The 21319-nt window shown below is 69.9% G+C and carries 23 protein-coding genes; 10 read left to right on the top strand and 13 right to left on the bottom strand.

Features of this window, described 5'->3' with window-relative positions:
- Positions 1 to 6 precede the first annotated feature (6 nt).
- Positions 7 to 2106 carry an NAD-dependent DNA ligase LigA gene (gene ligA, locus ABT127_RS26175; RefSeq protein WP_351454826.1) on the top strand — a complete coding sequence of 700 codons (2100 nt, stop codon included), beginning with the start codon at positions 7 to 9 and terminating at the stop codon, positions 2104 to 2106.
- Positions 2107 to 2249: 143 nt separating this feature from the next.
- Positions 2250 to 3755 (top strand): FG-GAP repeat domain-containing protein, encoded by a 1506-nt coding sequence (locus ABT127_RS26170; protein WP_351454660.1) that lies wholly within the window; start codon positions 2250 to 2252, stop codon positions 3753 to 3755.
- 27 nt (positions 3756 to 3782) lie between these two features.
- Here ABT127_RS26170 and ABT127_RS26165 read toward each other — a convergent pair whose 3' ends face one another.
- Positions 3783 to 4577, bottom strand: a complete 795-nt coding sequence (locus ABT127_RS26165; protein ID WP_351454657.1) for an SDR family NAD(P)-dependent oxidoreductase — start codon at positions 4575 to 4577, stop codon at positions 3783 to 3785.
- A gap of 205 nt (positions 4578 to 4782) precedes the next feature.
- Here ABT127_RS26165 and ABT127_RS26160 point away from each other — a divergent pair, with 205 nt between their 5' ends.
- On the top strand, positions 4783 to 5409 hold the full coding sequence (locus ABT127_RS26160) for a GNAT family N-acetyltransferase (protein ID WP_351454655.1): 627 nt from the start codon (positions 4783 to 4785) through the stop codon (positions 5407 to 5409).
- Positions 5410 to 5446: 37 nt separating this feature from the next.
- Here the strand turns inward: ABT127_RS26160 and ABT127_RS26155 are convergent, their stop codons facing one another.
- Positions 5447 to 5695, bottom strand: coding sequence for a type B 50S ribosomal protein L31 (locus tag ABT127_RS26155; protein ID WP_351454653.1), 249 nt, complete (start codon positions 5693 to 5695; stop codon positions 5447 to 5449).
- A gap of 120 nt (positions 5696 to 5815) precedes the next feature.
- Here ABT127_RS26155 and ABT127_RS26150 point away from each other — a divergent pair, with 120 nt between their 5' ends.
- Complete coding sequence (locus tag ABT127_RS26150; RefSeq protein WP_351454651.1) at positions 5816 to 6223, top strand: hypothetical protein; 408 nt, start codon at positions 5816 to 5818, stop codon at positions 6221 to 6223.
- 241 nt (positions 6224 to 6464) lie between these two features.
- Here the strand turns inward: ABT127_RS26150 and ABT127_RS26145 are convergent, their stop codons facing one another.
- The gene (locus ABT127_RS26145; RefSeq protein WP_351454648.1) at positions 6465 to 6695 is read right to left on the bottom strand and encodes a DUF5133 domain-containing protein; all 231 of its coding nucleotides are present in this window, start codon (positions 6693 to 6695) and stop codon (positions 6465 to 6467) included.
- 116 nt (positions 6696 to 6811) lie between these two features.
- Positions 6812 to 7369: a Dps family protein gene (locus tag ABT127_RS26140; protein ID WP_351454646.1), complete on the bottom strand. Its 558-nt coding sequence runs from the start codon at positions 7367 to 7369 to the stop codon at positions 6812 to 6814.
- 280 nt (positions 7370 to 7649) lie between these two features.
- Between ABT127_RS26140 and ABT127_RS26135 the strand changes: the two genes are divergently transcribed.
- Positions 7650 to 7814, top strand: a complete 165-nt coding sequence (locus ABT127_RS26135) for a hypothetical protein (RefSeq protein WP_351454645.1) — start codon at positions 7650 to 7652, stop codon at positions 7812 to 7814.
- A gap of 162 nt (positions 7815 to 7976) precedes the next feature.
- Here the strand turns inward: ABT127_RS26135 and ABT127_RS26130 are convergent, their stop codons facing one another.
- Positions 7977 to 8144 (bottom strand): hypothetical protein, encoded by a 168-nt coding sequence (locus tag ABT127_RS26130; protein ID WP_351454642.1) that lies wholly within the window; start codon positions 8142 to 8144, stop codon positions 7977 to 7979.
- Positions 8145 to 8228: 84 nt separating this feature from the next.
- Here ABT127_RS26130 and ABT127_RS26125 point away from each other — a divergent pair, with 84 nt between their 5' ends.
- Positions 8229 to 8624, top strand: a complete 396-nt coding sequence (locus tag ABT127_RS26125) for a hypothetical protein (RefSeq protein ID WP_351454641.1) — start codon at positions 8229 to 8231, stop codon at positions 8622 to 8624.
- 454 nt (positions 8625 to 9078) lie between these two features.
- On the opposite strand, the gene ABT127_RS26120 is transcribed toward ABT127_RS26125, so the two are convergent.
- From ABT127_RS26120 to ABT127_RS26110, 3 genes are read right to left on the bottom strand one after another with little or no spacing between them, the layout of a single operon-like run.
- A complete protein-coding gene (locus tag ABT127_RS26120) occupies positions 9079 to 9930 on the bottom strand; it encodes an aldo/keto reductase (RefSeq protein WP_351454639.1) in 852 nt (283 codons plus the stop codon).
- Between the two features lie 36 nt (positions 9931 to 9966).
- On the bottom strand, positions 9967 to 10995 hold the full coding sequence (locus ABT127_RS26115; RefSeq protein WP_351454638.1) for a zinc-binding dehydrogenase: 1029 nt from the start codon (positions 10993 to 10995) through the stop codon (positions 9967 to 9969).
- A gap of 45 nt (positions 10996 to 11040) precedes the next feature.
- A complete protein-coding gene (locus ABT127_RS26110; protein ID WP_351454636.1) occupies positions 11041 to 12018 on the bottom strand; it encodes an aldo/keto reductase in 978 nt (325 codons plus the stop codon).
- A 217-nt stretch (positions 12019 to 12235) separates the two neighbouring features.
- Here ABT127_RS26110 and ABT127_RS26105 point away from each other — a divergent pair, with 217 nt between their 5' ends.
- On the top strand, positions 12236 to 13144 hold the full coding sequence (locus tag ABT127_RS26105) for a helix-turn-helix transcriptional regulator (RefSeq protein ID WP_351454634.1): 909 nt from the start codon (positions 12236 to 12238) through the stop codon (positions 13142 to 13144).
- An 87-nt stretch (positions 13145 to 13231) separates the two neighbouring features.
- Here the strand turns inward: ABT127_RS26105 and ABT127_RS26100 are convergent, their stop codons facing one another.
- On the bottom strand, positions 13232 to 14119 hold the full coding sequence (locus tag ABT127_RS26100; protein ID WP_351454632.1) for a helix-turn-helix transcriptional regulator: 888 nt from the start codon (positions 14117 to 14119) through the stop codon (positions 13232 to 13234).
- A gap of 221 nt (positions 14120 to 14340) precedes the next feature.
- Between ABT127_RS26100 and ABT127_RS26095 the strand changes: the two genes are divergently transcribed.
- The 3 genes from ABT127_RS26095 to ABT127_RS26085 all read left to right on the top strand — a co-directional run bounded on the left by ABT127_RS26095 (position 14341) and on the right by ABT127_RS26085 (position 16027).
- Entirely contained in the window at positions 14341 to 14661 is a 321-nt protein-coding gene (locus ABT127_RS26095) for a carboxymuconolactone decarboxylase family protein (protein ID WP_351454630.1), read from the top strand.
- Positions 14662 to 14732: 71 nt separating this feature from the next.
- The gene (locus tag ABT127_RS26090; RefSeq protein WP_351454628.1) at positions 14733 to 15173 is read left to right on the top strand and encodes a cupin domain-containing protein; all 441 of its coding nucleotides are present in this window, start codon (positions 14733 to 14735) and stop codon (positions 15171 to 15173) included.
- Positions 15170 to 16027 carry an aldo/keto reductase gene (locus ABT127_RS26085; protein ID WP_351454627.1) on the top strand — a complete coding sequence of 286 codons (858 nt, stop codon included), beginning with the start codon at positions 15170 to 15172 and terminating at the stop codon, positions 16025 to 16027. Before ABT127_RS26090 ends, ABT127_RS26085 begins: the two co-directional genes overlap by 4 nt.
- A 1058-nt stretch (positions 16028 to 17085) precedes the next feature.
- Here the strand turns inward: ABT127_RS26085 and ABT127_RS26080 are convergent.
- The 4 genes from ABT127_RS26080 to ABT127_RS26065 all read right to left on the bottom strand — a co-directional run bounded on the left by ABT127_RS26080 (position 17086) and on the right by ABT127_RS26065 (position 19890).
- Positions 17086 to 17328 (bottom strand): DUF6411 family protein, encoded by a 243-nt coding sequence (locus ABT127_RS26080; RefSeq protein ID WP_351454624.1) that lies wholly within the window; start codon positions 17326 to 17328, stop codon positions 17086 to 17088.
- A 126-nt stretch (positions 17329 to 17454) separates the two neighbouring features.
- Positions 17455 to 18405 (bottom strand): polyphosphate kinase 2, encoded by a 951-nt coding sequence (gene ppk2, locus ABT127_RS26075; RefSeq protein WP_351454622.1) that lies wholly within the window; start codon positions 18403 to 18405, stop codon positions 17455 to 17457.
- A gap of 410 nt (positions 18406 to 18815) precedes the next feature.
- On the bottom strand, positions 18816 to 19145 hold the full coding sequence (locus ABT127_RS26070) for a hypothetical protein (protein WP_351454619.1): 330 nt from the start codon (positions 19143 to 19145) through the stop codon (positions 18816 to 18818).
- A 61-nt stretch (positions 19146 to 19206) separates the two neighbouring features.
- Complete coding sequence (locus ABT127_RS26065; protein ID WP_351454617.1) at positions 19207 to 19890, bottom strand: hypothetical protein; 684 nt, start codon at positions 19888 to 19890, stop codon at positions 19207 to 19209.
- Between the last annotated feature and the right edge of the window lie 1429 nt (positions 19891 to 21319).

Below are 21319 nucleotides of genomic sequence, written 5' to 3'. Positions count from 1 at the left end.
GGCAGGATGAACTGCATGACGACGACTTCTGCCGTTCCCTCCGGCCTGCCCGCGCTGTCCGATTCCGCCGCCTACACCCGGGCCGTGCGGGACGCCCGCCGGGCCGCCGCCGCGTACTACGACGGCGGCACCTCCGCCCTGGACGACGACGCCTACGACCGGCTCGTGCGGGCGATCACGGTGTACGAGACCGAGCATCCCGACGAGGTGCTGCCCGACTCGCCCTCGGGCAAGGTCGCGGGCGGCGCGGTCGAGGGAGACGTCCCGCACACCGTGCCCATGCTGAGCCTGGACAATGTGTTCTCCGGCGAGGAGTTCACCACCTGGGCGGCCTCCCTGGAGCGCCGGATCGGCCGCGAGGTCGCGAGCTGGAACGTCTCGCCGAAGCTGGACGGTCTCGCCATCGCCGCCCGCTACGAGGACGGCCGCCTCGCCCGCCTCGTCACCCGGGGCGACGGCACGGCGGGCGAGGACGTCTCCCACGCCATCGGCACGATCGAGGGCCTGCCCGACCGGCTCACCGAGCCCGTCACGCTGGAGGTGCGCGGCGAAGTCCTCATGACCGCGGCCCAGTTCGAGTACGCCAACGAGGTGCGCACCGGACACGGCGGCGACCCGTTCGCCAATCCGCGCAACGCCGCGGCAGGCACCCTGCGCGCCAAGGACCGGGCCTACACGGTGCCGATGACGTTCTTCGGCTACGGACTGCTGCCGCTGCCCGGCACCGACGCGGCCCTCGCCGCCGAGCTCCAGGAGTCCGCGCACGGCGCCCTCATGGACCGGGCGGCGGCCTGGGGCGTCAACACCCCGGCGAGCACCCAGGTGCCCGGCGTCGTCGTCACGAGCGTCGAGCAGGTCGTGGAGCAGGTCGAGCGGATCGCGGGGCTCCGCGCCGACCTGCCGTTCGGGATCGACGGCATCGTCGTCAAGGCCGATCTCGCCGCCGACCAGCGGACGGCGGGCTCCGGCACCCGGGCGCCGCGCTGGGCGGTGGCGTTCAAGCTCCCGGCGGTCGAGAAGATCACCCGGCTGCTCGACGTCGAGTGGAACGTGGGCCGCACCGGCATCATCGCGCCGCGCGCCGTCCTGGAGCCGGTCGAGATCGACGGCTCCACCGTCACGTACGCCACCCTGCACAACCCGGCCGACATCACCCGCCGCGGCCTGCTCCTCGGCGACCAGGTGATGGTCTACAAGGCGGGCGACATCATCCCCCGCATCGAGGCCCCCGTCGCCCACCTGCGCACCGGGGAGGAGCGGGAGATCGTCTTTCCCGCCGCGTGCCCGCAGTGCGGCTCGGGCATCGACACCAGCGAGCAGCGGTGGCGGTGCGAGCGCGGCCGCAACTGTCATCTCGTCGCGTCGATCGCGTACGCGGCCGGGCGCGACCAGCTCGACATCGAGGGCCTCGGTCACACCCGGGTCGTCCAGCTCGTCGAGGCGGGCCTGGTCACCGCCCTGCCCGACCTCTTCGACCGGCTGACCCGTGAGCAGCTTCTCGGTCTGGAGCGGATGGGGGAGACCAGCACCGACAACCTGATGGCGGCGCTGGAGGCGGCCAGGGCCCAGCCGCTGTCCCGGGTGCTGTGCGCCCTGGGGGTGCGCGGGACGGGCCGGTCCATGTCCCGCCGGATCGCCCGGTACTTCGCCACGATGGACCGGATCAGAGCGGCGGACGCGGAGGCGATGCAGCGGGTCGACGGCATCGGCGCCGAGAAGGCCCGCGTCATCGTCGCCGAACTCGCGGAGCTGGCCGAGCAGATCGACCGTCTCGCGGCAGCCGGACTGAGCATGACCGAGCCCGGCGCCACCCCGCCCGCCGAGGACGACCCGGACGCGCCGGCCGCCGACGCGGGCCCGCTGGCGGGTCTGAAGGTCGTCGTCACCGGCGCGATGACCGGTCCCCTGGAGCAGCTCTCCCGCAATCAGATGAACGAGCTGATCGAGCGGGCCGGCGGCAAGTCGTCGGGCAGCGTCTCGAAGAACACGAGCCTCCTCGTCGCGGGGGAGGGCGCGGGAGCCAAGCGGGCCAAGGCCGAGAGCCTCGGCGTCCGGCTCGCCACCCCGGACGAGTTCGCGGCGATGGTCGCCGACTTCCTCGGCTGAGCGAACGGTGACGGCGACGGCGTCGGTCCCTCCGCGACCGGGCGTCCGGAACCGCCGGACACCGTCGCGACGTGCTTGATCATATGGACGTCGAGGAAGCTGAGCAGAGGACGGAGCGGACACGTGGCGGCACACGCCGATGGATGATCGCGGCCGGTGCGGCGGTCGCCGCCGTCGCCGTCACGGCCGCGGTGGTGCTGGCCCGGTCCGCAACCCCCGGCATCGCCGGACCCCGCGCCTGCCACACCGCTGCTCACGGCACCGCATCCTCCGGCGCCCCGGCGAAGGACGGGCGGGCGCCCGCCGGTACCGCGCCGGCTGCCGACTTCGACGGTGACGGTCACCCCGATCTGGCCATGGGAGCACTGGGCGACGTGGCGAACGCCGCCTCCGGCGGCAGCATCGCGGTGGCGTACGGATCGGGTGAAGGAACCGGTCTCGCCCGTTGCCAGTACCTCTCGCAGAACGACGCGGCCATACCGGGAAAGGCCGATGACGAGGCGTTCTTCGGGACCGACGTGGTGGCCCGTGACCTGGACGGGGACGGGTACACCGACCTCGCCACCGTCGTCTTCGACGACGAACCGAGCGTGATCGTCATGTGGGGTTCCCCGGACGGTCTGCGGAGCGCCGCCCGCGTACCGGGCACGGACCGCAGCCATGTCTCCTGGGCGCTGGACCAGGCGCTGGAGGAGCACCTCGTCGCCGGGGACTTCGACGGCGACGGGCATGCCGACCTGGTCTTCGGGCTCGGTTCCGACAAGGGCCTGCTCAAGGGGCCCTTCACCCGCGACGGCTCTCCGGCGGGCACCGGCCCGGTGTCCGCACCGCGCCGACCCGCACGGGACATCGGGTCCGCGACCTACGAGGACCTCGTCGCGGGAGACCTGGACGGCGACGGCGTCGACGAGCTGATCGCCTTCCACCACGACGAGCCCCTCGGCACCGCCACGTTCGAGGAACGCTGGCCGGTCAGCTACTTCCACGCCCGCCGAGGCGGGCTGGCCCAGCCGGACGACATCGACCTCCCCGACGCGGCGGCGGGTGCGGTCGGCGACGTCGACGGCGACGGCCTCGCGGACCTCGTGCTCAGCCCCCGGCGCGGCAAGGCGAGCCACAGCTCGGTGACCGTCCTCCACGGCTCCCGGGCCGGTCCGGGGAAGGACGAACGGCCGGTGACCGTCGACCGCGACACCCCCGGCGTGGAACCCCAGGACGAGGACGCCGCCTTCCCCTCCCTGGACACCGGCGACGTCAACGGCGACGGCTACGCGGACGTGGTGGCCGGCTCCCCCCGGAGCAAGGAGGACGCGAAGACGGGCCCGGAAGAAGTACTGCTCCTGCTCGGCGGCCCGAAGGGCCTGACCGGTGAGGGGGCCCAGGTCGTCGACGCGGGCGACATCGGCGGAGAGAAGGACGCACGCGCCGCGTTCGGCCTGGCGGTGCGCCTCGTCGACCTGGACGGCGACCACCGGGCCGACCTGACGGTGGCCGCGCCGGGCGACGACCGGGTGCGCAGCTCCACGTGGGTGCTGCCCGGCACGGGCCACGGGCTGTCGACCGGCGGCGTCACCCGCCTGTACGGCGACAGTTTCGAGCACGACGGGAAGCTGCGCCTCTACATGGGAGGCGGCGGTATCGCCCGCTAGGCCAGGACAGGGTCCGCCGGACCGGCCCTAGGGCAGGATCGAGTCCACGTATCCGCCGTCCACGCGCAGCGCCCCGCCCGTGGTGGCGCTCGCCTGCGCCGAGGCGAGATAGACGACCATGTTGGCGATCTCCTCGGGCTCGATGAGGCGCTGCAGCAGCGACTGCGGGCGGTACTCGCGCATGAACGTCCGCTGGGCCTCCTCCCAGGGCAGGTCCCGGTCGACCAGTCCGTAGACGAAGTCCTCGACGCCGCCGGTGTGGGTGGGCCCCGCGATGACCGAGTTGACGGTCACCCCGGTCCCGGCCGCCTGCTTGGCGAAGCCGCGGGTGACCGCGAGCAGCGCCGTCTTGGACATCCCGTAGTGGATCATCTCGGCGGGGATCACCACCGCCGAGTCGCTGGCGATGTTCTGAATCCGGCCCCAGCCGCGCTCGGCCATGCCCGGGAGGTACTGGCGGATCATGCGGACCGCCGCCAGCACGTTCACCTCGAAGTAGCGGCGCCACTCCTCGTCGCTGATCTCCAACGGGTCTGCCGAGTCGAAGATGCCGAGGTTGTTGACGAGGATGTCGACCCGCGGCAAGGCCTCGGCGGCCCGCCGGGCTCCCTCGTCGGTGGTGACATCGGCGACCACGGGCACCAGCTCGGCGCCGGGGGCGTCGGCGCCGATCCGCCCGATGGCCTCGTCGACCCTTTCCCGTGTACGGCCGTTGACGCCGACCCGGGCCCTGGCCCGGGCGAGACCGGTGGCGATCGCGGCGCCGATGCCCTGGGTGGAGCCGGTGACCAGCGCGGTCCGTCCGGCCAGATCGATCTGCATACGGGCGACTCCTCATGATGGTGACGGGTGTGCGGGTGAGCCCTACCCGGTGCGCGGGTCGTGCACCGGCCACGTGTGGACCGTAGGAGTGGTGGGCGGGTGCTCCGGCCCCGTCCGGAGACCGGGGCGACCGGGATCATCGGTCGATCCGGGCGACCTGGGAAATTCCCTGCGGGAGCGCTCCCACCGTGGCAGGGTGCGGCGCATGAAGAACCCTCCGTTCGTCCGCCCCTACCAGCCGTCGGACCGGGAAGCGCTGCGGCACATCTGTGTCATGACGGCCTATCAGGGACAGGACTCGTCGTCGCTCTACCCCGACCGTGAACTGATGCCGTCGATCTTCGCCTACCCCTACGTGCACCTGGAGCCGGACTTCGCCTTCGTCCTGGACGACGGGGAGGGGACCGCCGTCGGATACGTCCTGGGCGTCCCGGACACCCCCGGCTTCGCCGCCCGCTTCCGCACGGAGTGGCTGCCCGAGGTGACCGGCCGCTATCCGCGGAACGTCGGCGCGGCCCGCACGCCCAGCGAGGAGATGATCGGCCTGCTGCACACCCCCGAACGCATGGTCAGGGACGAACTCACCGCGTTCCCGGCGCACTTGCACATCGACCTGCTGCCGCCCTGGCAGGGCAAGGGGTACGGCCGCACCCTCATGGGCACCCTGCTGGACGCGCTGCACCGGCAGGGCGTGCCGGCCGTCCACCTCTGCATGGTGCGGGCGAACACGGCGGCCCGGGCGTTCTACGACCGTCTGGGCTTCCGGCAGTTGACCGTCCCCGACCCGGGTCCGGTCTGGTACCTGGGCCGCTCCACAGCCGCGGCCGGATGAGGCCGCGCCGTCGCGAGCGGGAACCCGGGGTCGACCGTCAGCTCTCGTCCTTGCCGTAGCGGCGCTCGAACGCCGCGACGCGGCCCTCGGTGTCCACGGTGCGGGCCTTCCCCGTGTAGAAGGGATGGCTCTCCGCCGAGATCTCCACGTCGACCACGGGGTACGTCTCCCCGTCGTCCCACTCGATCGTGGCGTCCGTCCGTGCCGTGGACCGGGTCAAGAACGCGTAGCCGGCGGCCTTGTCCCGGAAGACCACGGGCCGGTAGTCGGGATTGTCCTGAGCCATGCCTGCTCCTTCGCTTCGGCCTGAGGCCATCGTCGTCCACCGGCCGGACCGGCGCCATGCGAGACGCACGTCTGGGCGCTCCCGCTGTTTGTCCCGGCCGGATCCGGCTATTCGCACACCATGGCGAACACACAGGGCAACGGAGAGATGACCGCACGGACCACCGGTACGGCGCAGCCGGCCGTGGCCAAGGCGGCGGAGAAGACCGCGGAGAAGGTCGCGGCCAAGGCGGAGGCGGCCGGTGCGGGTGCGGGCCGCGTGGCTCGGGCGGCGGGCGCCGAGGGTGCCGGCGCGGCGACCACGGCGAGCGCCGCGCTGGACAGCGCCCGTTCCACCGTGACATCGGCGGCGGGACAGGCGGCCTCGGCCGCGTCGACGGCCTGGACCGCCCTCAAGGACCACAAGATCGTCGCCGCCGGTGTGACGGCCGGTGCCACGGTCCTGGCCGCCGGCTCCTTCGCGGCCGGACGCCGTGCGGAGCGCGGCGGCCAGGGACCGTTCACGCGTCTGACCGGCGGTCGCGTCTGACGGGCGGAGCGCCGCTCGCGGTCCTTCCCTCCGCACGGTCGGACCCGAGCGGCACCCCCGCCGCGCCGGCGAGGAGTCGGCCGGCACGCGCTCACCGTGACATGACGACGGGGGCGCGTCCTCGTCCCAGGACGCGCCCCCAGCTCATCGGATCCCGCGGCGCGGAGGGCGGGACCACACTCCGGGTGCCCTCGTCGGCCCGGCGCAAACACCGGCTCGCACAGTGTCGTGCGCGGTGTGCTCAAGCGGCCTGCGGTTCGTCCGACCCGCGGGCCGCGGCCTGCTCCAGGACCAGGTCGGCGGCGGCGAGGGCGTCCCGGATGGTGCGGGTCCCGGTGCACACGCACAACGTGTAGGTCACGTCGTCGAGCTGCCAGCGCAACTCCTGCGAGGGGCGCTCGCAGTGCCGCATCTGCAGATCGGCGTAGCGACTCAGCAGCGTACGGACGAACGCGGCGTCGGGCATCAGCATGGAAGGCCTGCTCTCGCTCGGGGGGCGGTACCTCCCCATGCCCCGCCTGTCACGGTCCATGCACACCGCGTGCGTGACGTGACCTGATTCACTCGCGAACGCGCCCTGGTGGACGGCTAGTTGACGGCCTTGTGGGCCGCTTCCGCCTCTGTGTCGGCCGAGCCGGTGCGCAGCGAACCGCCTGCCGTCTCCAGATGCGCGCGGACGAACCACTGGAACTGCTCCAGGTCGCGCAGCTGGCCGATCAGCAGGTCCTCCGTGGCGGCGTCGATGGCGCCGGCCGCCGCGATCGCCTTGCGCAGGTCCTCGAGGAGCCCGGTGTAGACGACGTCGAGTGCCCCGAGATGGGCGATGGCGTCGGCGCGGCCCACGCTGTAGTCCTGCCACGACCGGGCGGCCACGAGCGCGCCGGGCGTGCCCTGGCTGACCCCGCCGAGGGCCGCAGCCCGCTCGGCGACGTCGTCGGCCATCGCACGGACCTTGTCGACCTGCGGGTCGAGCATCTCGTGGACGGCGATGAAGTGCGGACCGACGACGTTCCAGTGGACGTGCTTCAGCGTCAGATGGAGATCGTTGAGCGCGTGCAGGCGCATCTGGAGAATCTCGATCAGCTCTCCGGCCTGGTCCACCGTGAGGCCGGGGACGGTGTACTTCGGAGTGCTCTGCAGAGTCATGGGGGTGTGTCTCCCTTCGTACCGGATGGGCTGTCCTGCCCCACTACCCGCCTGACGGGATTCATACCTGTCCGTCACCCGCGAGAAGGATCACCCTGGGCCGGCCCCGGGCGTGCGCGCAGTACCGGACCCGGGTTTCCGCCCTGTCGGCGCGTCGGGTTGACACCTCGGCGTCTGCCGCAGTGACCCGCATCGATCGTGTGACGTACTGCGCCCGCTCCCCGGCACCGCCGGGGTGACGTGCCTAGCCTGGGGGATCCGTCGACGAGGAGGTGCTCTGATGCCCGAGGACGAGCCGCAGCGCGCGGGACTGCTGGGTGTGGAGATGCGGAGTGTGCCGCTGGACGACGGCAGCGTGGTGACGATCGTGTGCGACGCGGGCCTCTCCGCCGAGGAGGCGCGGGCTCGCGCCCAGAGCGTCGCGCAGGAGAACCGGGGCCGTTAGGGATGAGGTGGCCGATGTGGACGAGCCCGGTTTGGCGGACGAGGTCAATGCGAGCTGGTGTCGCATGGCGGTGGAACATGGCTTGCTCAACCAGGAACGAGAGTTCTTGCGCGCAGTCGAATTCGCGCTTCCTGAGGACGAGGGCGCCGCGGGGCGTGTCGGTCACCTCACCCACACCGTGACGCCCTGGTCATGCACGACCATGGTGAACGGCGACTGCTCTGGCGCCGTCTCGGTCACCACCGTGAGCTCCTCACCAGGATGCATCCAGTGATCGGTTCCCCACGGCTCGGCCCACAGGCAGACCATGTTGTCGGTCTCGATGCTCACGCTCATTTAGACACCCTGGCACCCTGACCAGCAACATGACCGGCCGGACAAGTCCTGGCCCCACCCGGGGAGCGAGCGATCACTGTGACCGACGACTTCGGATTCTTCCGGGCCTCGGAGGAAGACCTCGCCGCCCGGACCGCACTCGCCGACCAGGCGGTCTCCGCCCTGCGCCGGGCGGGACTGCCCGCCTGGCGGGAAGGCGTTGACGACCCCGCGACCTCCGGAGCCGTGGTCCGTACCGAACCCGACGCCGAACTTGCCTCCGCCGCGGTCTCGGCAAGCCGGCGCGCGTCGGACGACGTACTGGACGCGGCGGTGGAGTCCCTGACTGCAGGACGACCGGAGGCTCCCGAGGCCCGACGCCCGGGACTGGAGGGCCTGCGGATGCGATCCACGCTGATCGAGGTGCTGATCTGCGCGGACCTCCTCGACGAACTGGTACGAACAAGACCGCTTGTCGCTCCAGGACATTGCTGACCGTGAAGGAACGAGCCTGGCCACCGTGCGCCTCGCCTTCCTCAAGAATGACGTCCCGATCCGCCCACCGGGTCCTTCCGACGCCGACTGTGAGGTGGCGAGGGCGCTCGGCAGACCCTCGCCGCGGGAGCCAACGGGGAGGGCACGGGCCTAACAATGCGCCAGATCTGTGGACGCAAGATACGGGCGAATGTACTGAACCGCTGATCTGCCGGTGCACTCGGAGGTCTGGCGTGCCTGGGGCCACGCCAGACCGCGCCATCCGTCCCGGCAGTCGGCGGGGTCGCACCTGCTCCGCTCTGCACAGCGTCCAGTCGCCATTAGCGATTCACAAGGCCCTGCCACGGGTGGGGCTGGTTCGCGGGTGGGCCCTTCACGAGGGTTCTGGCATCCGAGAAGAGGCGAGCGCAGACGGGCTGCCCGGTCTGTCGCCCGCCCCTTGGAGTTGGGTGGGTCAGGCGTCCAGGCGGCGCCGGGCGAGCCAGGTGACGATCTCGGGGTCGTGGTGGTCGAAGAAGAGGGAGCTGCCGGTGTCGAGGGTGGCGATCCGGGCCATCTGTTCGTCGGTGAGCTGGAAGTCGAAGACGTCGATGTTTTCGGCCATGCGCTCGGCGCGTACGGACTTGGGGATGGCGATGACCCCGCGCTGCGTGAGCCAGCGCAGCACAACCTGGGCCACGGACTTGCCGTACTCCTTGCCCATCTCGGCGAGCAGCGGGTTGGTGAACAGGTCGTTCTTGCCCTCGGCGAAGCCGCCCCAGGACTGGATCTGCACCCCGTGCTCGCGCATGAGGTCCTGGTAGTCGGCGCGCTGGAAGAAGGGGTGGGTCTCGATCTGGTTGACCGCGGGGACGATGTCGTTGTTGACGATCAGGTCGACCAGGCGGTCGGGGTAGAAGTTGGCCACGCCGATCGCCTTCGCGAGGCCCTCGCGGTTGATGTCCTCCATGGCGCGCCACTGGCCGTAGACGTCACCGAAGGGCTGGTGCATCAGGTACAGGTCGAGGTGGTCCAGGCCGAGCTTGGTCAGGGACGTCTCGAAGGCGTGCCGGGTGTTGTGCTGGGCGGGGGCGTCCTGGACCCACAGCTTGGTGGTGACGAACAGGTCCTCGCGCGGGATGCCGCTGGACTTGATGGCGCGGCCTACGGCTGCTTCGTTGCCGTAGGCGGCGGCCGTGTCGAGCAGGCGGTAGCCGGCGGCGAGCGCGTCGGAGACGGCACGTTCGGTGTCTTCGGCGGGGATCTGGTAGACGCCGAAACCGAGGAGCGGCATCTCGACGCCGTTGTTCAAGGTCGTGTACTGCATGAGGGAAGTCCTTTGTGGTGCGGGTGAGGTGGGGGGTCAGGGGCGGATGAGGGCCTTGAGGACCTGGCGGTCGGCCATCGCCCGGTACGCGTCCGGCGTTCGGTCGAGCGTGAATTGCTGGTCGAAGACGCGGCCGGGGGTGATGGTGCCGTCCAGGACGTTGGGCAACAGCTGCTCGATGTAGGCGCGGGCGGGGCTGGCGCCTCCGGTCAGGGTGATGTTCCGCATGAAGACGGCCGGGCCGATCGGGCCCTGCTCGTACTGCGGGACGCCCAGTCGGCTGATGGTGCCGCCGTCCAGGACCGCGCCGAGCGCGGTGTCGAGGGCTTGGCGGGTGCCGACGGCCTCGATGACCTTGTCCACGCCGCCGGTCAGTTCTCGGATGCGGGCGATGCCCTCCTCGCCGCGTTCGGCGACCACGTCGGTGGCGCCGAAGTGCTGGCCCAGGGTGGTGCGGGTTTCATGGCGTCCGGCGAGCACGAGCCTCTCGGCGCCAAGACGCTTCGCGGCGATCACCGCGCACAGGCCGACCGCACCGTCCCCGACGACCAGGACCGCGTCACCGCGGGTGACGCCGGCGGTGACGGCGCCGTGGTGGCCGGTCGTCATCACGTCCGACAGCGCCAGCAGGGACGGCAGCAGTGCGGAGTCGGCGGTCACCGGCAACTTGACCAGGGTGCCGTCTGCGTGGGGGACGCGAACGGCTTCGCCCTGTCCGCCGTCGACGCCGTCGACGCCGTACCGGCCGCCGTTGCGGCAGGAGATGTGCAGGCCCCTGGCGCAGTAGTCGCAGGTCTTGTCGCTGTACGTGAACGGGGCGACGACCAGGTCACCACTCTTCAGACCGGTCACATCGGCGCCGGTCTCCTCGACGACGCCGAGGAACTCGTGCCCCATGGGGCGGCCGGTGTCGGTGGCGGGCATCGAGGCGTAGGGCCACAGGTCGCTGCCGCACACACATGAGGCGAGCGTGCGGACCACGGCGTCGGCCGACTGGACGATCTTGGGGTCGGGCCGGTGTTCGACTCGGACGTCACCGGCTCCGTACATCACTGCTGCGCGCATGAGGGGGCTACTCCAAACGGGGTCGTGCTGAAGGCGTGGCGGGTGTCAGCGTTCGAGCATCCGGGCCTGGGCCTCGGTGTGGGTGGCGCCGGCGGCGGGCGGCAGGCTGGAGAGTTTCTCGAGCTGCTCGGCGCTCAGCGTGATGGCGTCGGCGGCGGTGTTCTCCTCGACGCGGGCCACGCGCTTGGTGCCGGGGATCGGGGCGATGTCGTCGCCCTGGGCGAGCAGCCAGGCCAGCGCAACCTGGCCGGGCGTGGCACCGGCCTCATCGGCGAGGGCCTTGACCTCGTCGGCCAGCGCCAGGTTGCGCTTGAAGTTCTCGCCGGTGAAGCGCGGGTTGTCGCGCCTAAAATCGTTCTCGTCGAACTGGTCGGTGGAGCGCACCGTGCCGGTCAGGACACCGCGTCCCAGCGGGGAGAACGGCACCAGGCCGATGTTCAGCTCCCGCAGCACCGGCAGCACCCGCCCCTCGATGCCGCGGGTGAACAGCGAGTACTCGGACTGCACTGCGGTGACCGGCTGGACGGCGTGCGCGCGGCGGATCGTGTCCGGGCCCGCCTCCGAGAGACCGAAGGCGCGCACCTTGCCCTCGGCGATCAGCTCGCCGACGGCGCCGGCGGTCTCCTCGACCGGCGTGTCCGGGTCGACTCGGTGCTGGTAGTACAGGTCGATGTGATCCGTGCCGAGCCGCTTCAGCGAGCCCTCGACAGCGGTGCGGATGTTGGCCGGGCTGGAGTCCAGGTTCCAGGCGCCCTCTCCGCCGTGCGAGACCAAGCCGAACTTGGTGGCCAGCACCACCTGGTCCCGGCGGCCCTTCAGCGCCCGCCCCAGCAGCTCCTCGTTGATGTAGGGGCCGTAGATCTCGGCGGTGTCGATGAGGGTGACGCCCAGCTCCAGCGCCCGGTGCACGGCCCGGATCGACTCCGCGTCGTCGGTGCCGGAGCCGGTGTAGCCGTGGGACATGCCCATCGCGCCCAGCCCGATTCTGGAAACCTCCAGGTCACGCAGGTTGATGTACCGCATCTCGCCCTCTTTCGATCCGTGGCGTACCCGGCCCCCTCACTCTCACCCGGCCCAGCAGAACCGGCCTGGGATGACGGGGAAGAGACCGGGATACCGGCGTCTTGCTCCTTCACCTTCGCCCGGATTGCGCCCATGTGGCAGGGCGGGCTCTTCAGGGGTAATGACAGGGCCCCTCTCGACCCTGCGGGCACGGTGCCCATCGGGTGAGACTGGAGCCATGGCATCGACGAGCGCGCACAGCGAGGGCGTGGAACTGGGCCGCTACCTGCGCGCCCGCCGCACCCAGACCAGCCCCGAGCACGTCGGCCTCACCGTCGGCGCCGGCATCCGCCGCACCCCCGGCCTGCGCCGCGAGGAGCTGGCCACTCTGGCCGGCATCAGCATCGACTACTACGTGCGCCTGGAACGCGGCAAGGAGACCCGCCCCAGCCCCGCCGTCCTCGACTCACTCGCCCGCGCCCTGCACATGGACGACCAGGAACACCAGCACCTGCGCGAGCTCGCCGCCCGCGCCGCCCGCTACGTCTCCGACCCTCCGCCCGCGCCCAGCCGTACCGTGCGTCCCCACCTCAAGCTGCTCCTTGAGTCACTGCGCCCGAACCCCGCGTACGTCATCAGCCGCAGCATGGACATGCTGGCCTGTAACCCCGGCGGGCTGGCCCTGTACGCGGGCCTGGACGACTGGCCTATCAAGCACCGCAACCTCGCCCGCTACCTCTTCCTGCACCCCGCCGCCCGCGGTCTCTTCCCCGACTGGGACCGGCAGATCACCGCATGCGTCGCCCGCCTGCGCGCCATCGCCGGCACTGCCCCCGACGCCCCCGACCTCACCAACCTGGTCGGCGAGCTGCTTTTGAAAAGCCCGGACTTCGCGGGCCTGTGGGAGCGCTACGAGGTGACCGGACGCAAGCCCGCCCACAAAATGTTCCAGCACCCGCAGGTCGGAACCCTCACCCTCACCTCGCAGTCCCTGCATGTCGAAGGCACCCCCGGCCAGCGCATCGGCGTCTACACCGCCGAACCCGGCAGCCCCGACCACGACGCCCTGCTCCTGCTCGACATGACCGCACCCCGGCCCGCCCAACGTCCTGCTCCTGCTTCCAAAAGCGAGGGTCAACGACCGTAGGGAGCTTGCGTCCCGCTCCTGGATTCCCGGTGCGAGGGGCGAACACGGAAGTTGTGCGGGCTCCGGTTGATGCCTGCGCGGGCCCGGTCAGGAGCGCGCAGGGTCTGCGGTGTGGGTCTGCCCGTGGTCGGAGGCGGCCCAGGAGGCGAGCAGGCGCAGGGCGTCGTCCTCGGAAGTGCCGGGTTCGGCGCTGTAGGCCGTCAGGGTGAGGCCAGGGTGAGCGGGCAGTTCCATGGTGTCGAAATCGAGGGTAATCACGCCGATGGCCGGGTGGCGGAAGGCTTTGCGTCCGGTGTGGTGCAGACGCACGTTGTGTTTGGCCCACGCGGTGCGGAACTCGTCGCTGCGGGTGACGAGTTCACCGATCAGCCCGGTCAGGTCGGTGTCGCCGGGGGCCCGGCCGGCTTCGGTGCGCAGCAGGGAGACGGTGGTGTTGACGGAGGCGTTCCAGTCGGGGAAGAAGTCGCGGCTGGTGGGGTCGAGGAACTGGAAGCGGGCGATGTTCACGGGGCGGGCTGAGCCGGTGAACAGGGGTGCGTAGAGTGCGCGTCCGAGGGGGTTGACGGCGAGGATGTCGAGCCGGCCGTTGCGGATGAAGGCCGGGGCGTCGGTCATGGACTCCAGGACGCGCGTGAGGCTGGCCGGGACCGCGGTCCTGGACTTGCGGGCGGTGCGGCGGGGCGCGCGTCGGCGCTGGGCAGCGGCCAGGTCGTAGAGGTGGGCGCGTTCGGCGTCGTCGAGCTGGAGGGCCCGGCTGAGGGCGTCGAGGACCTCTTCTGAGGCACCGGCGAGCTGGCCGCGTTCCAGGCGGACGTAGTAGTCGATGCTGACACCGGCGAGCAGGGCGACTTCCTCGCGGCGCAAACCGGGCACCCTGCGCTTGCCGTTCCCGAAGGCGGGCAGACCGGCTTGCTGTGGAGTGATCTTGGCGCGGCGGGTGGCGAGGAACTCTCGGATCTCGTGGGCGGTGTCCATGCTCTCCAGGCTAGGAGGAGCGGAGCGCAGCTGGGAGGTTCTGCCAGTACCTGGACCGACAGGACCTTCCGTACGCCTGTGAGCTGCGGTTTCCTCGATGTTGTCAGCGGATGCGGCTGCTTCCGGAAGGTGGGTAAGCCCTGGGATGCCCACCGGGCCCGATGGGCCGACAGTGAACAATGCCGCACCCTCGTGTCCGCGCCATCACAAGGAGTGATCTCATGGCGAAGCAGTCCGCACCCCAGGAGCTGGCCGGCATCGCGCCGAAGCTGGTCGAGCTCACCAACGACGTTCTGTTCCAGGACGTGTGGGAGCGCCCCGGCCTCTCCCCGCGGGACCGCAGCCTGGTCACGGTCAGTGTGCTGGCCGCCCTCTACCGCAGCGAGCAGCTGCCCTACCACCTGGGCGTGGCCCTGGACAACGGGCTCACGGTCGAGGAGCTGTCCGAGGCGATCACGCACCTGGCGTTCTACGCCGGATGGCCCAACGCGATGACCGCGATCACCCTGCTGAAGAAGATCGCCGACGAGCGCTCCGCATGACCCCCTGGCGCGAGCAGCAAAGCCGCCCCGCACGGTCAGCGGGGCGCAGAGAACCAGAGACGAGGAACAAGATGGCTGCCAACGGATCCGGATTCGACCAGATCTTCCCGCTCGGTGAGAAGAACGACGCCTTCGCGGAGTTCTTCATCGGCCAGAGCTACCTGGCCCCGCTCGCCTCGGGCAGCGTGCCCGTCAGCAACGTCTCCTTCGAGCCGGGCTGCCGTAACAACTGGCACATCCACCACGGCCAGGACGGCGGCGGGGACCAGATCCTGCTGTGCACGGCGGGCAGCGGCTGGTACCAGGCCGAGGGCGAGGACCCCATCAGCATGGAGCCGGGCACGGTGATCCGCGTTCCAGCGGGAACGAAGCACTGGCACGGCGCGAAGTCCGACTCATGGTTCTCCCACCTCGCCTACATCACCCCGGGCGAGAACGTGAGCAACGAATGGCTCGAGCCCGTCACCGACGAGGTGTACGGCAAGCTGCCGACGAACGGAGCGAACGCATGACCATCCTGAACGAGACCTACACGCTGTCGAACGGCGTTGAGATTCCCAAGCTGGGTCTTGGCACCTGGTTCATCGACGACGACAAGGCGGCCGATGCGGTCCGCGCGGCCGTGGAGATCGGCTACCGCAACATCGACACCGCCCAGGCGTACGGCAACGAGCGCGGCGTCGGTGAGGGCGTGCGCACCGTCACGGTCCCGCGCGAGCAGCTGTTCGTGTCGACGAAACTCGCCGCCGAGATCAAGGACTACGACGAGGCGGTCGCGTCGATCGACGATTCGCTCAAGGAGCTGGGCCTGGAGTACATCGACCTGATGCTCATTCACAGCCCGCAGCCCTGGGACGACTTCCGCGGCGGCGATTACGCCGAGGGCAACCGCGCGGCCTGGCGGGCCCTCGAGGAGGCACACAAGGCGGGCAAGATCCGCTCCATCGGTGTCTCCAACTTCCAGCAGCAAGACCTGGACAACCTCCTCCAGGGCGCGACCGTCGTGCCCCTTGTGAACCAGCTCCTTGTTCACGCCGGCAACACCCCGTCGGAGCTCCTGCACTACTGCGAAGCCAAGGGAATCCTCGTAGAGGCGTACTCGCCGATCGCCCACGGCGCGATCCTGGGGAACGCCCAGGTCAAGGCGATGGCCGAGCGGTACGGTGTGTCCGTCCCGCAGCTGTGCATCCGCTACACGCTGCAGCTGGGCACGGTCTCGCTGCCCAAGACGGCCAACCCCGACCATATGCGCTCCAACGCCGAGGTCGACTTCGAGATCTCCAGCTCCGACATGGACGCCCTGCGGGGCCTGCGCGATGTGGACTACGGGAAGCACACGGTGTTCCCGGTGTACAGCGGAAAGTGACACCGGCGCGGGGCGCCCTCACGCACCGAACCGCGCATCCGCGTCAACAGCGGCGCGCTCACTGACGCGTCAGGCACTCCTGAAGCAGGCCATGAGGTGAGACGGCTCGAAATCCACTGGTCAGCACGACGCTCCGTGACGCGGGCCGTGAGTTCCTACACTCCAGCCTGGGGACGGACGGCACGGCGGGCATCCCGACGCCACTGCGGCCGCGCCCCTGGCTCTACAGGTGGGCGATGCGGCTGTGCGGGGCGCGGTGTGCACGCCGGTAGGGCAACCAACCGCCCAGCAGGATGAGGCGGGCTGCACGGTGGCGCTGTCGCACTGCCGGTCGTGATCCGCTACTCCAGCACGCGCGGGATGAGTTGCTCCATCACGAGCGCGGTCTGCGCCAGACGCAGCCCCGCCTACTTCCGGTGTGCTTCGGCCACGACGTCGTGATGGGGGACGAACGCCGTCGGGTCGTCGGCGGCGCCGAGCGGCTGCGACAGCGCGTCGAGCGCCCAATCAGAGCCCGGCCCCCACGCCTCACCGACGACGTGGTCCGGGGATGTCGGTCCCGAGTCAACTCGGTGATCTTGAGGGTGGCGGGGCCTGCCGGGGTGCGGGTCGTGCGCCACCAGGTGCCGTCCGGTTCCTGCCGGCAGATCGGATCGCTTCTGCCGCGGCGCAGCACCCGCAGAGTGCGGGCGAGGCCGTAGGGTGCGGGCGATGCCCAGATGTGGCGGGCCATGCCTTCAGGCTAGGCCGTCACCAGCGTTTCCTGGCCCCGGAGGGCTGAGGAAATGGGCTGTGGCACACGTCAGACCCGCGCGGGGGAGGGCGCGGGTCTGACGGCATACATCACGAGTGGCATGACTCGCCGGGGGACGACGAGGTGTCAAGGCCACGATGCGGACGGCGCGTGGATCCGGTGGCCGGACCGCCCATCCGCCCATGCTTGGCTTTCCCGAAGGCTGGGACGAACTGTGAGAGTCGTGCCGCCTGCTTCTCACAGGGGTCTTGCGTTTGGCCGCCTCGCAGGTGGCCGAGTGCTGGAAGAGTCGGCCCCTATGGGTTCAGAAGGGCATGTGGCCGCGCGCGCGGCGACCGGCCGATCCACTGTGGCCCACTGCCTTGGAGCTGCTGCGGAAAGGCTTGCTGAAGATCCGCCCCAGGATGCCTGGAGCCTTGCTGCCCGCTCGCGATCCCATGCCCAGAGTTCGCTGGGTTCCGCGCTCAGGATGTCGCGACAGCCGCGGCACGAAGAACGCGAGTACGGCAAGGATCACGCACACTGCGACGATACCGACAATGATCATGAGGAGCTCCTGGGGTTGGGGGTGTCTCTGCCGAGTGCCCGAACAACTCCAACCCATGTGTCCGGCCAGCCTCTTCGTGGCGGGCTGGGGCCGCGGTGTGCTGCGGATGTCTTCTCGTCCGTGTGTTCAGGGATGCTGCCCTGGGCCCAGCCGCGTGTGTGCGGCCAGGCGGCTCGGTGAGAGGTCGGTCGGGTTCTCTCCGGGTTCGAGCAGGGTGTCGGCGGGCCCGACGAGAAGTGGGTCCGGTTTGCCCACCCCTTCAATGTCACGGGCCTGGTAGTCGATGCGGGACAGCAGGTGCCGCATCGCTTCCAGTCGGCCACGCCGCTTGTCGTTCGTCTTCACCACCGTCCAGGGCGCATAGGGGGTATCAGTGGCACGGAACATCTCGACCTTGACCCGCGTATAGGCGTCCCAGAGGTCCAGAGAGGCCAGATCCGTGGACGACAACTTCCACTGCCGCACCGGGTCGACCTGACGTATGGCGAAGCGAGTGCGTTGCTCGGCGCGCGAGACGGAGAACCAGAACTTCACCAGCACAATCCCGTCGTCAGTCAGCATGCGCTCGAACAACGGCGCCTGCTGCAGAAAATGCCGGTGCTCCTCAGGCGTACAGAAACCCATCACTGGCTCCACTCCGGCGCGGTTGTACCAGGACCGGTCGAAGAACACGATTTCGCCCGCGGCAGGCAACTGCCTGACGTAGCGCTGGAAGTACCACTGTCCGGACTCCCGGTCGGTCGGCTTCTCCAGAGCGACGACACGGGCACCGCGTGGATTGAGCCGCTCGGTGAATCGCTTGATGGTGCCGCCCTTGCCCGCAGCGTCACGTCCCTCACAGACGACCACCACCCGCAAACCCTGCTCGCGCACATGCTTCTGCAGCTTCAGCAGTTCGATCTGCAACAGTCGCTTCTGTCGCTCGTACTCCTGGCGCTTCAGCTTCGTGGCGTACGGGTAGTTCTCCCGCCAGGTACGCAACGGACGCCCCTTCTCGTCCAGCAGCAAGGGCCTCTCCGGACGCGACTCATCCACCAGCAGCCCCTCGAGCAGTTCCGCCCTCTTCCTGCCGGCCACCGCGCACACCTTCCGTCGACCATACGTCTTTGCGTTCTCTTTACCCCAATTTTGTGCTCAGTCACCCTTTCGCCCGGCATGCAGCGAGCTCCACCGGTTTCGCAAGGACATCCGCCCGGCTTGTGCACGCCAGACCGTTCGGCCGGGTCACGCGCAGCTCTCACTCTGCACCGCCTGGATCGGCGGGCCGCCCAGCTCCGCCACCTGAACCGGCAGCAGCGCGCGCCGCTCCCGCCGCGGCCGCCCCCGTGCGTCCCCGAAGCGGGTGCGAGAGCACGTCCCACACCGGCAGCTGCTGCGCGAGCTCCGCCGCCCGCGCCGCCGTCGACGAGGGCTGAGCGCACCGCCCCGAAGTCGATCCGCCCGCCCGGCCACACCACGCACCCACCATCGAGTACCCGTGCCAGGCCCTAGCTCCACCGCGACAGGCCCTCGGACGCCATTACGGTGAGCGCCTTGTTGCTGATCCGGGGCCGGGTCTCGTACGGCTTGCCCGGCGAGATGGTGATCTGCTTCTTGAGCCGGGGCGCGGCATCGGCGATCTGGGTGGCACCGGCCTCACCGATCGCCGCCAAGGCCGCCGCGATCTCGCTTTCGACGTCGGTCAGCCATCGCGTGTCGTGCTCGGGGCGCTCGTTCGGGTCATGGCGCCACAGCCGGCCCTTGCCGGGGGCTCCTGCGACTATCCCGGCAGCGATCTTCCTGCCGCAGGTTGAGTACTCAACTCGGGGCATTTTCAAGCGACCCAGTGTGCGACGTATGACCCAGCCCGTACAGCGGATCGGGTCATTTCCCCGCGCTCTACTTGGCAAGACCGCACTCCTTCAGCGGTGCCGTTTTGGTGACGTGCGCACGGGCCACGCTATAGGGCGGGAGCGTGAACTTGTCCCCGGCCAGGTCCTCGGAATCTTCCTCATCCCCCTCAGTGAGTTCAGTCTGTGATCGCTCCCACAGCTTTCCGTCGCTGTCCGTGTACTGCATGAAAATGCTGAACTCCCCTGACGGTAGTTTGATACGCCCACCATCAATGGCCTGCGTCAACTCAGAGAGTTTCAGGTCCAGTTCTGAACACGGCGGCAGTACCTCCAACTGGATTCCCGCATCGGAGTCGCCCCAGAGCAGAGCAGTTATGTCAGTGACTGGATCGAGGGAGCGGTTCATGAGATGCAAGGTCTGCTCGCTCCCCTTAGCAGGTTCCTCAGTCCAGAAGTTGACTCGCGCCGCCTGACTGCGATCTTCCTTCTCGCTGTCCTCCCTCGTCTGCTCCAACTGCTGCTGGGCCACGACTGCGGAGTAGTAAGTGGCCACTCCGCTGAAGATGAGACCCCCGATGGCTGCCATGGCTCCGACGACCGTGCCGATCGTGGTCCACGGCAGCCCTAGCAGCCAGTCATCTGCCGCGACCGAGCGCCGCCGGACACGGCTGGGCGCAGGCCGCTGCCGCGCCAGACGCACCCTCCCGCGCCGCTGCTGATTCGTGCTCATCGCCCTCCAGTCGTCGTCCGAGAGGGGGACGCAGGTGATCGTCGTTCGGTTGCCGTCGCCACGTTCGCTTCCGGGGCGTCCTCGACCGCAGCATGCGGTTCGGTCTCCGTGGCCGAAAGTTCCGCCAGGATCTGCGTGACGGTCTCCCGCGTGATTTTCAGCCGCGACAGATCTTCCCGCGCCTTTTCCGGCCGGAGGGCCAACTCCGCGGCCTCAGCCTTAAGTTCCTCCACGCAACGCCGAGCCGCAGCCGCTCGCGCGCGAAGCTCTTCCGGCAACGACACCATGGCGCCCCACCTCCACACCCAACGGTAGAAGGGCAATGGCGCCACCACAGAGCAACAGGCGTCTTCCCGCAACAGCCCCCGAGTTCAAGCCCGTCGCGGAGGGCCGAGCCGTTCGATGACCTCGCGCATCTCTGCCTCGTCGGCCTCGTCAACCGTCTCACCCATGCATTGATCCCGGGCGTGCAGGGTGTGGATCAGCGGTCCATGCGGTGTCCCCAGGCGGACCAGAGAGGCCGAAGGTCCGTGGACTGCGCGCTCGGTACCCGGGGGCTCCTCGGCTGTCTCCCCCTCGGTCGCCTCGTCCTCCGTCGTGACGTCATCAGCAGGCTCTGTCACCGTCTCGGCGACCGTGGATCGTCGCCGTACTCAAGATCGCCGTGATCTCTTCCATCAGCGACGAGGGCGTACGCGTCGTCCCACCGGCCAGCTGGCGCGCTTGTGTCTGGCTGCATCGCCCAGCGCAATTGGCGGGCCGGCCCGACGAGCGCCTGCATCTGCCCCCAGCAGGTGTCCGGCTTGGACGAGGGGCACCCATCCACGGGGTAGTGGTCGAGCGCTTCCTGGAACCGTTGGGTCGCGGTCTGGACGGCGGCGCCGCCAGATGCGGCCGCTGCCGGACGTGATGCGCTCGCCTGGCACCCGCATACCAGCACGACCGAGAGGGCGGCAAGGAACGCGATGCAGGCGGGCCGCCCTGCTGGCTGTCTCCCTACGCACAGGATGATTCCACGCTGGCACGGCGAGCAGCTCGGGATCCGGAATGTTCGTGGCGCGCCACACCGCGGGGACCTTTGCGGGACAGCCCTGAGGCCCGCCAGCGAGACGCCCTGGCCGCCGAACGCAGGGAACGCGCCTGCATCCACACCGAGAAGGGTGTAGCTCTCTTCCGGGGACGGCCCCGATGGTTTGAGCTGGGAGATCGTGGTTGTGGGTGATGGCGGCGTGGTCGGGTCTCTACCGTGTGGGTGGAGGAGGCGACGCTGATGGGGTCGCTGATCGGGGAGTTGGAGGCGCGGGAGGCGACGGCCCGGGCCGGGTGCGGTCGCCGCCGTCCTCGACGAGTGACGGAACCGCCGGGGCCGCACCGTGTCGGGGGCCGAGCGGGGCGGGCCGCCCACCGACTAGCATCGCCGAGTTCGTGC

The sequence above is a fragment of the Streptomyces sp. NPDC001904 genome (genome assembly GCF_040297005.1).
In the GTDB taxonomy this organism is placed as follows: Bacteria; Actinomycetota; Actinomycetes; order Streptomycetales; family Streptomycetaceae; genus Streptomyces.
The sequence above is the reverse complement of the archived record's forward strand: the minus strand, read 5'-3'. Positions and strand labels throughout refer to the sequence as shown.